Raw genomic sequence first — 17,067 nt, 5'->3', positions numbered from 1 at the left:
TCCTTGCGGCATGCGTTCAGATGCGCTCGACCGTCGACCGGTCGCGCAATGTCGCGGACGCTTGCGCGCTGATTGACGATGCAGTGGGACAGGGCGCGCGCTTTGTCGCGACGCCGGAAATGACCAATGTCGTTGATCGCAACGCCAAGCGCTTATTCGAATCCCTGCCGGAAGAGAGCGAGTTGACCGAGCTTGCTGCATTCTCCGATGCGGCGAAGCGTCATGGCGTCTGGTTGTTGATCGGTTCGATGGCTGTGAAAATCGCCGACCGCCGCGCCGCCAACCGCAGCTATCTGTTTGCGCCGGACGGATCTGTCGCCGCGCGCTATGACAAAATTCATATGTTCGACGTAGACCTTCCCAATGGCGAAAGCTGGAAGGAATCGAATGTTTACAGACCCGGAGATCAGGCGGTGCTGGCCAGCACGCCATTCGCAAAACTTGGACTCACGATCTGTTATGATGTCCGATTTCCGCGGCTTTATCGCGAATTGTGCCAGAACGGTGCAGATGTGCTTTGTGTCCCGGCTGCTTTCACGCGGCAAACCGGACTGGCGCATTGGAAGACCCTGCTAACCGCCCGGGCGATCGAAAACGGGGCGTTTGTCATCGCGCCGGCGCAAGGCGGCGCCCATGAAGATGGCCGCGAGACCTATGGTCACTCCTTGATTATCGGCCCCTGGGGCGATGTGTTGGCGGAGGCGGCCAGCGATGAACCTGGCGTCATCCTCGCGGAAATCGATCCCGCAGCGGCCGTCAAGGCGCGACAGCGCATCCCCAATCTGGCACTTGAACAATCCTACAAAGTCTCCATTCTAAATATATGATAAAATACCGATTGACCTGCAACGCGGACCACGAATTTGAAGGCTGGTTTCGCGATAGCGCGGATTTTGATTATCAGGCCGAAAAAGGTTTGCTGGATTGCCCATGCTGCGGGTCCGGCGATGTGCGAAAGGCTGTGATGGCGCCGGCGGTGGCGCGTTCGGACGGCTCACGCAAGGCGCGTCTGGCCGCCATCCATCACGACATGGCCCGCGCAGTCGTGCGCGCCCGCGATTATGTCGAAAAGAACTTCGACTATGTGGGCGAGAAGTTTCCTGAGGAAGCACGAAAAATCCATTACGGCGAGTCCGAAGAGCGCGGCATCTATGGCGAGGCGACCGGCAAGGATGTCAAAGAGCTCATGGAAGAGGGCGTGCAGATCGCTCCCTTGCCGAATGCTCCCAAAAAGACGGATGCGGCCGGCGAACCAAAAACCCCGCCGGCGACGAAGAAGCTTAACTAGACCCCTGGCGATTTGCCCGCTGGCGCGGCGTTTCGAACCCGGCTACTGATCGCGCGCATTATGGAAAGCATCCGCGCCCGTCTACGCAATTTGCCGTTCTTCGCCGGTCTCGGCGCGGAAACGTTGAATGCTATTGCTGAGGCGAGCACCTGGCAGTCGCTCGCGGGCGGCTGGGAAGTGTTTTCACAAGGCGCTGTTTCCGACGCGCTCCATATCAATCTCACCGGGCGCCTCATCGTTGTGCGCGAAAGCGCTGACGGCGAAGACGAGGTTGTCGGCTATGTGCGCGCCGGCGAGCCGGTAGGGGAGATGTCCATCCTCTCTGGCGAACCGCATTCGGCGAATGTGTTCGCGCTGCGCGACACCGAACTTCTGACCATCCCCCGTGAAAATGTGGATCGTCTAATCAATGACCATGGCGACTTCGCTGCGGCCCTGGCGCGCATCGTGCTGACCCGTGCGCGCCACCCTGAAGCCAGCTTTCAGCAATCAGCGCCGCGCATTTTTGCGTTCATCGCGAGTTCGCCTTCGATTGACGTGGATGCGCGAGTGAAGGAGCTCGCAAAACGTCTCGCGGCCTACAAGGTCAATGCGACCTGGTTCTCCTGCAATCACGAACCGCCAGAGACCGGCGAATTTGATCTCATTGAAAACGCCCATGATGTGGTGCTGCTCGCAGCGCGAGTTGATCACAGCCCTTGGTATCGGTTCGTGCTTCGGCATGCGGACCGCTTTTTGGTCATGGCGCGCCGAGACAGCCGTCCGTCAAAGCCGTTCCCGCTGACGGCGGAGGACGGCGCGCGCGCCCGCAAGTTCCGCCTTGTTGATTTGGTGCTGTTGCATGAGGGCGCTCATAGCGGCCGGACCGCCGAATGGATGGAGGCGATCGGCGCAACGCGCGTGATCAATGTTTACAACGAAGCCTGCGTCGACCGGCTGGCGCGGATCATCGCGGGCAAGTCGGTTGGGCTCGTGCTGTCCGGCGGCGGCGCCCGTGCTTACGCGCATATCGGCGCCGTAAAAGCCATGCGTGATGCGGGCGTTCCGATTGATTTCATCTGCGGCGCCTCTATGGGGGCGGTGGTCGCCGCATGCGTCGCCATGGGCTGGTCGCAGGAAGAAATGGAAGCGCGCATTCGCGAGGCGTTCGTCATGTCGAACCCGCTGGGCGATCATGTGTTGCCGGTCGTTGCCTTGACCAAGGGCGGGCGCGTTGAAGACCGGCTAGCGCAACATTTCGGCGAGGCCTTGATCGAGAATCTGGATGTGCCGTTCTTTTGCGTCTCGTCGGATATCGTCAACGGGTCGGCGCGCATCCACAATCGCGGCTTGTTGCGTGATGCATTGCGCGCGTCGATTTCCCTGCCGGGCATTTTGCCGCCGGTGATCGATGATCATTCGTTGCTGGTGGATGGCGCCGTCGTCAATAATTTCCCGACCGACATCATGACCAAGGTGCATCGCGGACTGACGATCGGCGTTGATGTGGCGCGCGAAGGCGTCATCGACATCGAAGCGTTTCGTGATCCGCCGGGTTTCTTCACCTGGATCGCGAATAACGGCTTTGCGGCGGCGCCGCCAATCATTTCTCTGCTGATGCGCTCGGCGACAGCGCGGCGCGAGCATCTTGATCTGGCGCGGCCTGCCGACATCATGATTGCGCCGCTGGTGCCCGGCGTTGAGCTGCGGGACTGGAAAAAATACGAACTTGCAATCGAAGACGGCTATCGCGCTGCGAAAATCGCCATAGACGAAAATTGGCCGACGCTGGCGCCGATCATCTCCGCGGCCAGCCAATAGACTTCGCTTGCCGGGTGAGGGCTGACATTGGGGCGGTGACGTGGCCGCAATTGCGTATTTCCATTGCCGCTGATGAAGTTTCGCGACAGCAAGCGTAAAACAGGCGCGCCTGAAGCGGAGCCTGTCATGAGATTATTTTGCGCCTGCATGTCTTTCCTAACGATTGCGGCGGTCCCGCTCGCCACATTCGCCCAGCAGACGGCGGGAGCGGCGACCCCGGCGCCATGCAGCGCGGACGCCTATCGACATTTCGATTTCTGGATTGGCGAATGGGATGTGACGCGGGCGGGCGCAGAAAAGCCCAGCGGTGCAAACACCATATCCGTGCAACATGGCGGCTGCGTGATTTTGGAAGAATATGTAGCCGGGGCCTATACCGGCATGAGCATCAATTTCTATGACGGCGCGGCGGCGCAATGGCGGCAGACCTGGATCGCGAATGATGGCGCGCCGCTCTATCTCGCAGGCGGGCTCGACGATAACGGCGCCATGGTGCTGTCGGATAAAGGGCTTGCAAGCGGCGATGGCTCGGCGCCGATCAACCGCATTAGCTGGACGCCGAATGACGACGGCAGCGTGCGCCAGCTTTGGGAGCAGTCGTCAGATCAGGGCGAAAGCTGGGTCGTGGCGTTTGACGGTATGTATACGAAGAAAGCTGAGTAGGGCTAAGTCTAGCGAGTCGGGTTTATGTTTTGCTCGTATTCTTTAGCTTTTTCCTGACCCAGGCCGCCCCAATAATATTGGCCAATGTCAATAACGAAAAGACTATGCCAAATGCAGCGCTGCCTTTAGAAAAATGGAAAATAGCAGCGGGAACGCTGATGATGTTGGAAAGCAGTAGCCCGTGAAGATGCTTTTTCTGGTATTCCATAATTTAGGCTCCCGCAGAAATTATCCTCTCACCGCCGTCAGCATGTAGTTGACGCTGGTGTCGTCGGAGATGCGCCACAAATCCAGCAAGGGGCTGTAGCTGACTCCCGCTTCCGCCGTGACGGTGAGGCCGGCGCGCGTAAGGAGGGCTTTCGCTTCTTCCGGTTTGACGAATTTGCGCGGGTCATGGGTGCCGGCAGGGAGCCAGCGCAACACATATTCAGCGCCGAATTTTGCAAGTGCGAACGCTTTTAATGTGCGGTTGATCGTCGCCATGACCATCATGCCGCCGGGCTTGAGAAGATCTCGCCGAGGTTTCGAGAAACATTTCCACATCCGCGACATGCTCGACCACTTCGAGATTGAGAATCACATCGAATGGTTTGGTGTTTTCTTCCGCCAGCGCTTCCACGGTTGTGGCGCGATAATCAATGTCGAGATTTAACGGGCCAGCATGCGCCATCGCGGTTTTGATGTTGCGCTCAGAGGCGTCAATCGCGGTAACGCTTGCGCCAAGCCGCTTCATCGGCTCGGCGACGAGGCCGCCGCCGCAGCCAATATCGAGCAGCCGGAGCCCTTCAAGCGGAGATTTTGCACGCCGGTCCCGGCCGAAATGCGCGCAAACGCCATCGCGAATATAGGCGAGGCGGACAGGGTTGAATTTGTGCAGCGGTTTGAATTTGCCGAACGGATCCCACCACTCATCAGCGATGGCTGAGAATTTTCTGACCTCATCAGGGTCGATAGTAGTCGCGCCAGAGGCGGATATCGCGGCATCTGGGGTGTTGGTTAACCCGGGCTGCGCCATTTTTGAAATTTCCTCGCTTGCGTCGGCAGGCGCCGCTTTCTAGAGATACGCCAACATTCGCGCCTCCGATTGGCGGGGGCAAGAGGGCAAGAGTTCGCAGGCGCAATAAACATGGCCCGCATAGTGATGAAATTCGGCGGCACGTCTGTCGCCAATCTGGACCGTATTCGCGCGGCGGCTGCATTTGTGCGCCGTGAGGTGGATGCCGGCCATTCGGTGGCGGTTGTGGTGTCGGCCATGGCCGGCGAGACCAACCGTCTGGTGGGCTTGTGCCGTGAGGCGGGCGATCCCGCGCCGGCGCTTGATGCGCGCGACGTGGAATATGACGCGATTGTCGCTTCCGGGGAGCAGGTGACGTCAGGGCTGCTGTCGCTGGTGATGCAGAATCTCGGCTATCGCGCGCGCTCATGGCAGGGCTGGCAAATTCCGCTCAAGACCGACATGGCCCATGGCAAGGCGCGGATCGCCGATATTGAAGGCGACGAGCTTGGCGATGCGATCGACAATGGCGAAGTCGCCGTCGTTGCTGGTTTTCAGGGCATCGCGCCGGACAAGCGAGATCGCCACGCTCGGTCGCGGCGGCTCGGACACCTCCGCTGTCGCGCTGGCTGCCGCCATTGGCGCAGAGCGCTGCGACATCTACACCGATGTGGATGGCGTCTACACAACCGATCCGCGCTTGACCAAACAGGCCCGGCGAATTGAAAAAATTTCATTTGAGGAAATGCTGGAAATGGCGTCCCTCGGCGCCAAAGTCCTGCAGACGCGTTCGGTTGAACTCGCCATGGCGTTCAAGGTGCCGGTGCGGGTATTATCGAGCTTTGATCCGCCGGATGCGCCCGGACCAGGAACGCTCATCTGCGATGAGGAAGATATTGTGGAACAAAACATCGTCACAACCGTTACGCCTGATTTCGACGAAGCCAGCGTCACCATTCTCGCTGTGCCTGACGAGCCGGGACGCGCCGCCGGGATTTTCAATGCGCTTGCGGCGGCGAACATCAATATCGACATGATCGTTCAGAGCTCGTCGCGCGAGCCCGGCTTCGCCAATATTTCGTTCACCACGAAAGAGGGCGATCTTGATCGCGCCGTAAAGGTGCTGACGGGAGAGCAGTCAAAAATCGGCTTCAAGGCGCTGCAATCGGACCGCAATGTGGCCAAGGTTTCGGTCATCGGTCTTGGCATGCGCAGTCATGCAGGCGTCGCCGCAACGATGTTCCGCACGCTTGCGGATAAAGGCATCAACATTCAAAATATTTCGACATCCGAGATTAAAATCAGTGTACTGATAAATGCAGACGCGGCGGAGTATGCGGTGCGCGTTCTGCATGAGGCCTATGGTCTGGACAAACCGGTTCAGGCTACGCGAAGCTGAAAAGGCTGCGATGAACATTGAGAAAACACGTCCGCCGCATGGCGGACATGGCGAGCAAGGCATTACTGTGCTCTTGAAGCGCATGCGTGATGCTGTTGCGCAGGATTCAAGCGCCCAGGAACGCCTCGACTTGCTGACGAAAGTCATTGCGAGCCATGTGGTCGCCGATGTCTGCTCAATCTATTTGCGCCGCCCCGACGATCAGCTTGAGCTGTATTCAACAGAAGGTCTTAACCCCGGTGCGGTTCACAACACCCGCATGCAATGGGGCGAGGGGCTTGTGGGTCTCGTGGCGAAACGCCATAGCCCGATGGTCACATCCGAGGCGCCGAAACATCCGTCCTTCGCCTATCGTCCGGAAACGGGCGAGGATCCGTTGCAATCTTTTCTGGGCGTGCCGCTGATCCGGTCAGGAAAGACGCTTGGCGTGCTTGTGGTGCAAAACAAGGCGGCGCGCGAATACACCCATGAAGAGATAGAGGCGGCGCAGGCGGTTGCGACCTTGCTTGCAGAGATCGCCGCATCGGGTGAGCTGCTTAGCCAGGAAGAAACCGAGGCGGTTGGGGCGATGCTCCACCTGCCGGAGAAAATCAAAGGCTTCGGGATCGTTTCCGGCATCGCGCTGGGCAAGGCGGTGTTCCTGCAGCCGCCGGCGCCCAAGCACAAAGTTTTCGCCAAGAACCCTGCGGCCGAAGCTACGCGTCTCGAAGAAGGGCTTACCGATCTGCGCCAGTCGGTTGACGATATGCTGGCGACCAATTCCCTGAGCGGCGTATCGCGCGAAGTGCTCGAGACCTATCGTTTGTTCGCCTATGATCGCGGCTGGAAAGACCGGTTGCGCGCTGCTGTTTTCTCCGGCCTTACGGCGGAATCAGCGGTCGAGCAGGTGAAATCCGAAAACCGCGCGCGCCTGTCGCAATCGCGCGACCCGTATTTGCGCGAGCGGTTGCATGATCTCGATGATCTGTCGAACCGGTTGCTGCGTCATCTCGCCGGCGACAAAAGCATCGGCCAGCGCGCTCTTTATGACGAGACAATCCTGTTCGCGCGGACCATGGGTCCGGCTGAGCTTCTTGAATATGATCGCAAGCGCCTGAAAGGCCTCGTGCTTGGCGAGGTTTCGGCGACCTCCCATGTGGCTATTGTTGCGCGCGCCCTGAAACTGCCCATGGTCACGGGCGCGCCCGAGGCGATGGAACTGACCGAAGAGGGCGATCACGCGGTTGTCGATGGCGATGCGGGCGAGATCTATATTCGTCCGACGGCGGATGTTCAGGAAGACTACCGCGCCAAGCAATCGCGATATCATGATGTGCAGGCGAGCTACGCCAGTGAAAGGTCGCTGCCGCCGGTAACCAAGGACGGCGCCGCCGTTGCGATTTTGATGAATGCCGGCCTTGCGCTCGACTTGCCGTTTCTTGAGCAAACCGGCGCCACCGGCGTGGGCCTGTTCCGCACCGAGCTGCAATTCCTGATCGGGTCGCAACTGCCGAGCGTCGCGATGCAGGAAGCGCTCTATAGCGAGGTGCTTGATCTCGCCGATGGCAAGTCGGTGATTTTCCGCACCGCTGATATCGGCGGCGATAAAACCGCGCCCTATATGGAACACGGCAATGAGGCGAACCCGGCCATGGGCTGGCGCGGCGTGCGTATGGCGGTGGACCGCCCCGGCATGATCCGTCCGCAAATGCGCGCGCTCCTGTCGGCTGCGGCTGGCCGCACATTATGGGTGATGTTCCCCTTCCTCACGCTGACCGGCGAGGTCGATGAGATCCGCGAATTGCTTGACCGTGAAATCGATCGCGCCAAACGGCGCGGCAAGGCGCTGCCTGTCGATATCAAGGTTGGCGCGATGATCGAGACCCCGGCATCGGCGTGGCGTGCTGACCTGATCGCGCAAAAGGTCGATTTTCTGTCGATTGGCGGCAATGACCTCGCGCAGTTCTATTTCGCCGCGGATCGCGATTCTGGAACGGGTGCAGCGTCGCTACGATCCGATGAATGCGGGTTTCCTGAGCTTCCTGAAGGCGACGGTCGATAAAGTGTCCCGCACCGGGACTCCTCTGTCATATTGCGGCGAGCAGACGGCGGACCCGGTTACGGCTGCGGCGCTGCTGGGAATCGGCGTGCGGCAATTCTCGCTGCCGGCGGCCTTTGTCGGGCCGTTTCGCCGTCTGGTGCGCTCTATCGAGGCCAAGGTCGTCAGCGATTGGCTCGACGAGCATATGATGACGCCGGAAGTGACGCTGCGGCCGGCCTTCACGCAATTCCTGAAAGACAGCGGCGCTGTCCTCGAATAAAGCGCAGATTAACGCTTCCTGTTTAGAGATTGTTCTTTCACCAATAGGGTGCGTTCCGGCGCTGCTTTCTGTATGCTGTACGCGCCGGATGTGAAGCGGAAGGGCGTAGCGTGGCGACGGCGAGCGGGTCAGCAGAAATTGTCGATATGGCGGATGCACGGGCGCGCCTTGCGGCCGACGCCGGAGAGTTTGAAAATATCGGCGCGCGTCTTACCGCTGTGCGCGAAAGCCGCGGGATCACGCTGCAGGAAGCCGCCGCCCGCACCCATATTCGCGAAAGCCACCTGACCTCTATCGAAGCGGTTGACCGGAGCACCTTGCCGGCGCGTCCCTATGCGCTGGGCTTTGTTCGCACCTATGCCGAATTTCTCGAATTGGACCCGCGCCCGGTTGTTGAGCAATTCAAGTTCGACGCGGGCTACGACGCGCCTGCGCCGGTTGAAGCGGAACGCTTCGCCAGCGCAGAGGAAACGCACGAGTCCGATGGCCGCGATATGTCGCTGCCGGTGTTTATCGCGATTGCGGCCTTCATCATCTGGTGCGCATGGCAGATTACGCTGACCGCCAAGGTGACGCCGCTCGGCGACCGCCAGGGCGAGGCGGCGCCAGTCATAACGACGCCCGCGCCGGCGCCAGTCACCGGCAAGCTGGTTGAGGCGCGCGTCGTTGAGACGGTTGATCCGGTTTATCCCTATAGCTGCGCCCCGGCGGCGCAGGCGACGGAAACGGTCACGATCGCCTTTACCGTCACCTCTACAGGCCGGATTTCAGGCGAGCGGGTCACCGGGTCTTCCAACCCCTGTTTTGACGCCGCCGCACTGAATGCTCTTCGCCGCTGGCGCTATGCGCCGCGCACGGTCGACGGCGCGCCCAAGCCGGCCTATGATCAGGTCCGGACTTTCCGCTTCGAACGCCCGTAAGGCCCGCCTTTAGCTGGGGTTTTCGCCTTCCGGACCGGCTTTTTCCAGCGTGGCGGGGCCGGGGCTTGACTTCGCCGCCGAGCGCGCAATCTTGGCGGCGGAAAACCCCCGTGTTTTAAAGGCCCGGAAACCCAAAGGCGAAGGCAGGTCCCATGTCGTTACGACCCTGGCGCGATATTGAGCGCCGCAAAAGCCGCCAGATCATGGTGGGCAAGGTGCCGGTCGGCGGTGATGCGCCGATCGCCGTGCAATCCATGACCAATACGCTCACCTCTGACGCACAGGCGACCATTCGCCAGGTCAACGAGATTGCGGAAGCGGGCGCGGATATCGTCCGTGTTTCCTGCCCCGACGTCGAATCCACCAGGGCGCTGAAAGAGATCTGCGCCAATGTGCCGGTGCCGATCGTCGCGGATATTCACTTTCACTATAAGCGCGGCATCGAAGCGGCGGAGGCGGGCGCGGCGTGTCTGCGGATCAATCCCGGCAATATCGGCTCGGAAGCGCGCGTGCGCGAAGTCATCAAAGCGGCGAAAGACCATGGCTGTTCCATGCGCATCGGCGTCAATGGCGGCAGTCTTGAAAAGGACCTGCTTGAAAAATATGGCGAGCCTTGCCCCGATGCGATGGTCGAGAGCGCGCTGGATCATGCAAAAATTCTTCAGGACAATGATTTTCACGAATTCAAGATTTCCGTGAAAGCATCCGACGTCTTCCTGACGGTCGCGGCTTATCACGCGCTCGCCGAGGCCATCGATTGCCCGTTGCATCTCGGCGTGACCGAAGCGGGCGGATTGCGCATTGGCTCGGTGAAGTCAGCGATTGGCATGGGCAATCTGCTTTGGGCGGGTATTGGCGACACGATTCGCGTGTCGCTCTCCGCCGATCCGGTCGAAGAGATCAAAGCCGGGTTCGATATTTTGAAGTCGCTCAATCTGCGCCATCGCGGCGTCAATGTGATTTCCTGCCCGTCCTGCGCGCGGCAGGGATTTAACGTGATTGATACGGTCGAGACGCTGGAAAAACGCCTCGCGCATATCACAACGCCGATGACGCTGTCGGTGATCGGCTGCGTGGTCAATGGACCGGGCGAAGCGCGCGAGACCGATATCGGCTTCACCGGCGGCGGCGCCGGCAAAGAACATGGCATGATCTATCTCGATGGCGAGGTCGATCACCGCATCGACAATACCGAACTGGTCGATCACCTCGTCGAACTCGTCGAGAAGAAAGCCAGCGAAATCCAGGCGGAAGAAGCCAAACAGTCCGTCGCCGCAGAGTAGCGCATCGCCTTTGTAATCCGCGCGTAAGGGAAATTCCTTGCGCGCGTTTTTCTTATTCGAATTCATAATGGAAACACTCCCTTGATCCCTCAGGAAAAACTCGACGCGCTGGTCGCGAAATTCGAAAAGATCGAAGCCGCCATGGCCACCGAGTCCAAGGTCGAGGAAATCGTGCGCCTGTCGAAAGAGCATGGCGAACTGAAAGACGTCGTGGAGAAGTCTCGTGAGCTGACGTCGATCCGCACGCAGATGGTTGAGCTGAAAGAGCTGTCTGAGGGCGATGATAAAGACATGGCCGAGATGGCCTATGACGAGTTGCAGGAGCTGAAGGAAAAAGCGCCGGAGATCGAGCACGAATTGCAGATCATGTTGCTGCCGAAAGACAAGGCGGATGACAGCTCGGTTATTCTCGAAGTGCGCGCTGGCACGGGCGGCGACGAGGCCGCCATTTTCGCGGGCGATTTGTACCGGATGTATCAGCGATACGCCCAGCTTCAGGGCTGGAAAGTGGAAGTGCTGTCCGCATCCGAAGCGGAAATGGGCGGCTATAAGGAAATTCAGGCAAGCATTTCCGGCGACGGCGTGTTTGCCAAGATGAAATTTGAAAGCGGCGTGCACCGGGTGCAGCGCGTGCCCGAGACAGAGACGCAAGGCCGGGTTCACACATCCGCCGCGACCGTTGCGGTGCTGCCTGAGCCGGAAGAGGTCGATATCGAAATTAACGAAAGCGACCTGCGCATTGATGTTTTCCGTGCGTCGGGTCCAGGCGGTCAGTCGGTCAACACTACCGATTCTGCGGTGCGCATCACCCATATCCCGACCGGCGTCGTCGTGATCCAGCAGGATGAAAAATCCCAGCACAAGAACCGCGCCAAAGCGATGAAGGTTCTTCGCGCGCGGCTCTATGATGCGGAGCGCGCCCGCGTTGATGCGGAACGCGCGTCAGCGCGCAAAGGCATGGTCGGCACTGGCGACCGTTCCGAACGCATTCGCACTTATAACTATCCGCAAAGCCGCGTCAGCGATCACCGGATCAATCTCACCCTCTACAAACTCGCTGAGATTATCGCGGGCGACGGGCTGGAGGAAATGATTGAAGCGCTGATCACGCAGGACCGCGCCGACCGGCTTTCCGAGATTCAGGAAAGTGCATAAAAACGCGGATCGCGTGCCGGCTACGATTGGCGGCGCGTTGCGCCATGCCGCAAAACTACTGCCCCATAGCGAAACGCCGCAGATTGATGCGCGCATTTTACTGAAGCATGTTTTGCAAACCGATGATGGCGGGCTGATCACACGCGCCAATGATGCATTGGATGCTGACGCCGCCGCACATTTTGCATCGCTGATTGAAAGGCGCGCGCAGGACGAACCCGTGGCCTATCTCACCGGCGTCAAGGAATTCTGGAGTCTCGCCATTCAGGGTGACGCCGGATGTGCTGATCCCGCGCGATGATTCCGGCGCCCTGATTGAAGAGGCGTTGAAACGCCGGGGCAGGGAGGAACGGTTGCGCATTGTCGATCTGGGAACCGGATCGGGTTGTCTGATCTGCGCGCTGCTTTCTGAATTTCCAAATAGCGAGGGGGTGGCCGTCGACCGCTCCGCGCCGGCGCTCGCTATCGCGCATGCGAATGCCGCCGCACTCGGCCTGTCGGACCGGGTGCGGTTTGTCGCCGGGGATTGGCTGGCGCCCTTGTCCGGCGTGTTTGACCTTGTGATGGCCAACCCGCCTTACATCCGTGAGGGGGACCGGTCAGGGCTTGCCCGCGATGTGACCGCCTATGAGCCCTCAAGCGCACTGTTTGCCGGGGCGGATGGCCTCGATGCTTATCGGGCTATCCTCGCCGGGCTGCCCGGGCGTTTGAGTGAGGACGCGCTCTTATTGATGGAATGCGGCTTCGATCAGACTGAAGCGTTGAGGGCGCTGCTTGCGCAATCAGCCCCTCAACACAGCCTGTTTACCATGAAAGATCTTGCCGAAAGGCCGCGTGGGGCGGGATCTGACCTCAGAAAGGGATAAAAAGGGATTGAATTGCGCGGGGTACACACTATCATGATCACCAAGACAGGGGTTCAACGCCTTCGACGCTCTTGAATCATCGGCGGCCCAGTCTTGCATCCGACCATCGTCCGGCTTTGGCGTGATCCGCTGGGGATCGCTTTATCCGGAAACAGTCGGGCCCCGACGGGCGCTGAAGCCGCAGCAAGGCTGCGACAGGAACAAGACATTCGCATGAAGATATGGGCGATCTGAATCGCCATTAGCTCGACAGACCACTTTCATCTCGAAAAGGCGGACGTGTGGCCGCTTTTCGGAAGGGGAATTGTTAAAGGTACGATTATGAAGCGTGGCCGCAATCAACGTCGCCGTCCTGGCGGGTCCAATCCAAACAGAGCGCTCGATTCCAACGGGCCCGATGTCCGCATTCGCGGCACCGCCAATCAGATTTATGACAAATATCTCGCGCTTGCGCGCGATGCGTCATCCTCGGGCGACCGGGTGAAGGCCGAAAGCTACCTGCAGCATGCGGAGCATTATTTCCGGCTGATCCGCGCCATGCAGCCTGCCCAGACGCCGAATCAGCAGCCTGACTCAAATGAAGCTGACAATGATCAGCCTGGCGTTGAGGATGGCGGCGATAATGAATCGCGTCCATCGCGCCAGTCCTCTCGCCAGCAGCCTCGCGAAGAGCGCAGCAATGGCGCAGATGCGGCTGAGGCTGAAAACGGCGACAATAATGGCGCCAGTGAAGAGGCGTCCGCGTCTGAAGCTTCCGCGCCGGCGCAAGCTGGTGAAGGCGAGCCGGAAGAAGAGCGCAAGCCGCGCCGCCGCCGGGCGCCGCGCCGGGCCAAAAAGGCGGATGATGACGCCGCGGAAAAACCTGTCGCCCCTGCGGCGGCGGAGTAACGTTATCCCGGCTCATGATGTCGGGCGAACCGATTGATCTGACGCCGCAAGCAGCAGGAGAGCCGCATGGGGTCGTCAGACACGCTTCCCGCATTATTCGATCTCACGGGCAAAGTCGCTATCGTCACCGGCGCCTCGCGCGGCATTGGCGAGGCCATTGCGCGGCGTCTCGCCGAGCATGGCGCCAAGGTCGTTGTCTCCAGCCGCAAGGTCGACGCCTGCCAGACCGTCGCAGACTCCATCAATGAAGCGGAAGGCCGCGAGGCGGCGTTCGCCATTGGCTGCAATATTTCCCACAAGGAGGAATTGCAGCGGCTGATCGACGAGACCAAAGCGAAATGGGGACCCGCTGACATTCTCGTTTCCAACGCGGCGGTCAATCCATATTACGGCCCGTCTTCGGGCATGAGCGACGAACAGTTCGACAAAATTCTGTCCTGCAATGTCAAAGCCTCGCATTGGCTTGCGCAGATGGTGCTGCCGGACATGCGCGCAAAGAAGGACGGCGCCATCATCATCATCTCTTCGATTGGTGGTTTTGTCGGTTCATCGGTCCTCGGCGCTTACAATATTTCCAAGGCGGCTGACCTGCAGCTGGCGCGCAACCTCGCCGTCGAAGCGGGGCCGGATAATGTGCGCGTCAATTGCATTTGCCCGGGCATTGTCAAAACCCGTTTCGCTGAAGCGCTCTGGAAAGATCCCAAGATCGAAAAGATGATGACGCAGAGATTGCCCCTGCGCCGCTTTGGCGATCCCGATGACATTGCCGGCGCGGCGGTCTTTCTGGCGTCGAAATCCGGCCAATGGATGACCGGACAGGGCATGGTCATCGATGGCGGCACATTGATCGGGCTTGGAGAGCTATAAGGGGGCGGGGTTTGAACGATCCTTCAACCAATTTCGGCGAAGCGGCGGACCGCTATGCCAGTTTTCGGCCCGATTACCCTCCCGATGTTTTTGAGTTTTTGCACCGTCACCTGGTGAGCGGCCATGCGCGCGCCGTTGATCTGGGCGCCGGCACGGGCCAGGCGACTCGCGTCCTTGCGGGCCGTTTTGATCATGTGACCGCGATCGAGCCCGACGCACGCCTAGCTGATGCGGCGGTGCTTCCTGACAATGTGGAGCTAAAGGTCAAACCGGCGGAAGCGGCGGCCTTTGCCGATGGTTCGATTGATGCGGTGATATCTGCGACGGCGTTTCACTGGATGGATCAGGCGCGTATCTGCCGCAATGCGCATCGCTGGCTGAAACCCGGCGGCGTGTTTTTTCCATTTGCGTTTGATGCATTCGATGTCGAAGGCGCGGCAGGAGAATTTTACCGGGCCGAATTCGAAAAATGGACCAGTGTCCGCGATCAGCGGCTTGTCGCCTGTTATGATTACCAACGCGCGATAAAAGAAAGCGGGGCGTTCGGCAGCGTCATCCCCTATGCGCAGGAAATTCTCCATGTGCTTCCGGCGGACGCCGCAGCGGGACTGGTATCGACTTTTTCTTTCGTGCGCGACTATGCCCGCGCCAATGGCGGCGATGCTTATCTGAAGTCTATCCAGGACAATTTTGCGGGAGCCGGGGGCGCCATCACATTTGTCGTGCCGATCATTGGTGCGCTTGGGGTGAAGGGTTAGATCGCCCGCGTCGCCTCATCGAACCAGTCTTTGATCTCCGCCGGCAGCAATGGCGAAAGCGTTTCGCGCACGCGCGCATGATAGGCGTTCAACCATTGGCGCTCGCTATCGGTCAGCAGGTCCGGTTTCACAAGCGCAAGATTGATTGGCGCCAGGGTGATGGTTTCGAATTCCATCATTTCGCGCTCGCCGCCCGGAACCGGCTTTGGCGGCGTCACCACAATCAGATTTTCGATGCGGATGCCATATTCGCCGGTTTTATAGTAGCCGGGCTCATTCGACAGGATCATGCCGGGTTTCAGCGCTTGCGTGTTCGCCGCCTTGGCGATGCGCTGCGGGCCTTCATGAACGCCGAGGAATGATCCAACGCCATGTCCGGTGCCGTGATCATAATCGAGACCGGCGTCCCAGAGCGGTTTGCGCGCAATCATATCGAGCTGGTGTCCGGTCGTGCCCACCGGGAATTTCATGGTGGCCAGCGCGATATGGCCCTTCAGCACGCGCGTGAAGCGGTCGCGCATTTCATCGCTCGGTTCGCCAATCGGCGCCGTGCGCGTAATGTCGGTTGTGCCGTCGGGATATTGTCCGCCGGAATCGATCAGGAAAAGCTCGCCGCGCCCAAGTTTGCGATTGGACTCCGTCGAAACGCGATAATGCACGACGGCGCCGTTGGGACCGGCGCCCGAGATTGAATCAAAACTCAGATCGCGCAGGTCAGGGGACACCGCGCGAAATTCTTCGAGTTTTGATGCCGCAGTGATCTCGTCGATCTCGCCGGTTTGCGCCAGCGTATCAAGCCAGTGGAGATATTGCGTCACCGCGGCGCCATCGCGAATATGCGCGGTGCGCGCGCCGTCGATCTCCGCCTTGTTCTTGGTCGCGCGGGGCAGGGCGCAAGGATCGGTCAGTTCGATGACCACCCCGCCCGCCGCACTCAGATCGTCAGCATATTTCGATGGCGCCAGCGCCGGATCGACCGCGACTTTCGCGCCGGCCTTGCCGAGTTTCGCAAGCGCGTCGGCGACATCGCTTTCCGCGCGAATATCCACATCGTCGCCAAGAAAGGCGGGCAGGTCATTGCCGACTTTTTCCGGCGCCACGAACAAGGTCGCGGTTCCGTCCTTGTTGATCAGCGCGCGGCCAAGCGGCAATGGCGATCGCGACACATCTTGGCCGCGCACATTGAACAGCCATGCGATGGAAGGCGGCGCGGTGATCAATGCGGTGTCGGCGCCAGCCTTGGCGAGGGCGGCGGCGATTTCCTTGCGTTTGTCGGCGGACGGTTTGCCGGCGAATTTAAGATCATGCGGCTTCACCGGCGCACTCGGCGCGGGCGGCTGGTCCTTCCACGCCGCATCGACGGGGTTATTCGCCACTGCGACCAGCTCAAATCCGCCCTTTTGCGAAGCGGTCTTTAGGTTTTTGACGCTTGCACCTGTATGCAGCATCGGATCATAGCCAATGCGCGCTGCTTTTGGCGCATTCTCCGCCAGCCATGCATGCAGCGGCGTTTCGGTCATGTCTTCATAAGTGAAGAAATCGCTGTCGGCTTGCTGGCGAATTTGCAGCGTGTAGCGCCCATCGGTGAAGGCGACGGCCTTGTCCTGAAAAATCAGGGCGGCGCCGGCAGAGCCGGAAAATCCGGTGGCCCACATCAATCGCTCCGCATAAGCGGGGATATATTCGTTTTGATATTCATCGTCATGAGGGATGATGAAGCCGTCGAGATTTTGCTTTTTCATCTCCGCGCGCAAAAGCGGCAAATGCTTGCCGGCGAAACTGCGGTCGGAAACGGGCTCGAAAGTCTGGAACATGGGGTGTCCGATCCTAAAGGATGTTCAGGGGTGAATATCGCGCTTCGCAGGCTCGCTCACAAGGGCGAGCGA

At 59.8% G+C, this 17,067-nt stretch carries 16 protein-coding genes and 2 pseudogenes; 15 read left to right on the top strand and 3 right to left on the bottom strand.

Features of this window, described 5'->3' with window-relative positions; translation table 11 throughout:
• Positions 1-20 precede the first annotated feature (20 nt).
• The 4 genes from AC0L8G_RS17065 to AC0L8G_RS17050 all read left to right on the top strand — a co-directional run bounded on the left by AC0L8G_RS17065 (position 21) and on the right by AC0L8G_RS17050 (position 3,751).
• A complete protein-coding gene (locus tag AC0L8G_RS17065; protein WP_473385360.1) occupies positions 21-827 on the top strand; it encodes a carbon-nitrogen hydrolase family protein in 807 nt (268 codons plus the stop codon).
• Entirely contained in the window at positions 824-1,288 is a 465-nt protein-coding gene (locus tag AC0L8G_RS17060) for a DUF1178 family protein (protein ID WP_473385359.1), read from the top strand. The genes AC0L8G_RS17065 and AC0L8G_RS17060 overlap by 4 nt, the downstream gene beginning before the upstream one ends.
• Positions 1,289-1,348: 60 nt before the next feature.
• Positions 1,349-3,088, top strand: a complete 1,740-nt coding sequence (locus AC0L8G_RS17055; RefSeq protein ID WP_473385358.1) for a patatin-like phospholipase family protein — start codon at positions 1,349-1,351, stop codon at positions 3,086-3,088.
• Between the two features lie 126 nt (positions 3,089-3,214).
• Positions 3,215-3,751 carry a hypothetical protein gene (locus AC0L8G_RS17050; protein ID WP_473385357.1) on the top strand — a complete coding sequence of 179 codons (537 nt, stop codon included), beginning with the start codon at positions 3,215-3,217 and terminating at the stop codon, positions 3,749-3,751.
• Between the two features lie 22 nt (positions 3,752-3,773).
• Here AC0L8G_RS17050 and AC0L8G_RS17045 read toward each other — a convergent pair whose 3' ends face one another.
• Entirely contained in the window at positions 3,774-3,959 is a 186-nt protein-coding gene (locus AC0L8G_RS17045) for a hypothetical protein (RefSeq protein ID WP_473385356.1), read from the bottom strand.
• 20 nt (positions 3,960-3,979) lie between these two features.
• A pseudogene (gene ubiG, locus AC0L8G_RS17040) lies at positions 3,980-4,727 on the bottom strand (bifunctional 2-polyprenyl-6-hydroxyphenol methylase/3-demethylubiquinol 3-O-methyltransferase UbiG).
• Positions 4,728-4,877: 150 nt separating this feature from the next.
• Between ubiG and AC0L8G_RS17035 the strand changes: the two are divergent.
• The 11 genes and pseudogenes from AC0L8G_RS17035 (at position 4,878) to AC0L8G_RS16985 (ending at position 15,181) form a co-directional block, all read left to right on the top strand.
• Positions 4,878-6,144 (top strand): annotated as a pseudogene (locus tag AC0L8G_RS17035) (aspartate kinase).
• 10 nt (positions 6,145-6,154) lie between these two features.
• Positions 6,155-8,185: a putative PEP-binding protein gene (locus AC0L8G_RS17030; RefSeq protein ID WP_473385355.1), complete on the top strand. Its 2,031-nt coding sequence runs from the start codon at positions 6,155-6,157 to the stop codon at positions 8,183-8,185.
• A complete protein-coding gene (locus AC0L8G_RS17025) occupies positions 8,073-8,444 on the top strand; it encodes a putative PEP-binding protein (protein ID WP_473385354.1) in 372 nt (123 codons plus the stop codon). The genes AC0L8G_RS17030 and AC0L8G_RS17025 overlap by 113 nt, the downstream gene beginning before the upstream one ends.
• Before the next feature lie 110 nt (positions 8,445-8,554).
• Entirely contained in the window at positions 8,555-9,364 is an 810-nt protein-coding gene (locus AC0L8G_RS17020) for a TonB family protein (protein WP_473385353.1), read from the top strand.
• 152 nt (positions 9,365-9,516) lie between these two features.
• Positions 9,517-10,647, top strand: a complete 1,131-nt coding sequence (gene ispG, locus AC0L8G_RS17015; protein WP_473385352.1) for a flavodoxin-dependent (E)-4-hydroxy-3-methylbut-2-enyl-diphosphate synthase — start codon at positions 9,517-9,519, stop codon at positions 10,645-10,647.
• An 81-nt stretch (positions 10,648-10,728) separates the two neighbouring features.
• A complete protein-coding gene (gene prfA, locus AC0L8G_RS17010; protein WP_473385351.1) occupies positions 10,729-11,802 on the top strand; it encodes a peptide chain release factor 1 in 1,074 nt (357 codons plus the stop codon).
• Positions 11,795-12,103 carry a hypothetical protein gene (locus AC0L8G_RS17005; RefSeq protein ID WP_473385350.1) on the top strand — a complete coding sequence of 103 codons (309 nt, stop codon included), beginning with the start codon at positions 11,795-11,797 and terminating at the stop codon, positions 12,101-12,103. The genes prfA and AC0L8G_RS17005 overlap by 8 nt, the downstream gene beginning before the upstream one ends.
• Entirely contained in the window at positions 12,084-12,668 is a 585-nt protein-coding gene (locus AC0L8G_RS17000) for a N5-glutamine methyltransferase family protein (RefSeq protein ID WP_473385349.1), read from the top strand. Before AC0L8G_RS17005 ends, AC0L8G_RS17000 begins: the two co-directional genes overlap by 20 nt.
• 321 nt (positions 12,669-12,989) lie before the next feature.
• Entirely contained in the window at positions 12,990-13,556 is a 567-nt protein-coding gene (locus AC0L8G_RS16995; RefSeq protein WP_473385348.1) for a DUF4167 domain-containing protein, read from the top strand.
• Positions 13,557-13,622: 66 nt separating this feature from the next.
• Entirely contained in the window at positions 13,623-14,423 is an 801-nt protein-coding gene (locus AC0L8G_RS16990; RefSeq protein WP_473385347.1) for an SDR family oxidoreductase, read from the top strand.
• An 11-nt stretch (positions 14,424-14,434) separates the two neighbouring features.
• Complete coding sequence (locus AC0L8G_RS16985; RefSeq protein ID WP_473385346.1) at positions 14,435-15,181, top strand: class I SAM-dependent methyltransferase; 747 nt, start codon at positions 14,435-14,437, stop codon at positions 15,179-15,181.
• Here the strand turns inward: AC0L8G_RS16985 and AC0L8G_RS16980 are convergent.
• A complete protein-coding gene (locus AC0L8G_RS16980) occupies positions 15,178-16,995 on the bottom strand; it encodes an aminopeptidase P family protein (protein ID WP_473385345.1) in 1,818 nt (605 codons plus the stop codon). The two genes, AC0L8G_RS16985 and AC0L8G_RS16980, sit on opposite strands and share 4 nt — an antisense overlap.
• Between the last annotated feature and the right edge of the window lie 72 nt (positions 16,996-17,067).

Source organism: Hyphococcus sp. D3-15, assembly GCF_055809375.1.
This window is presented reverse-complemented; position numbering and strand designations above follow the sequence as displayed.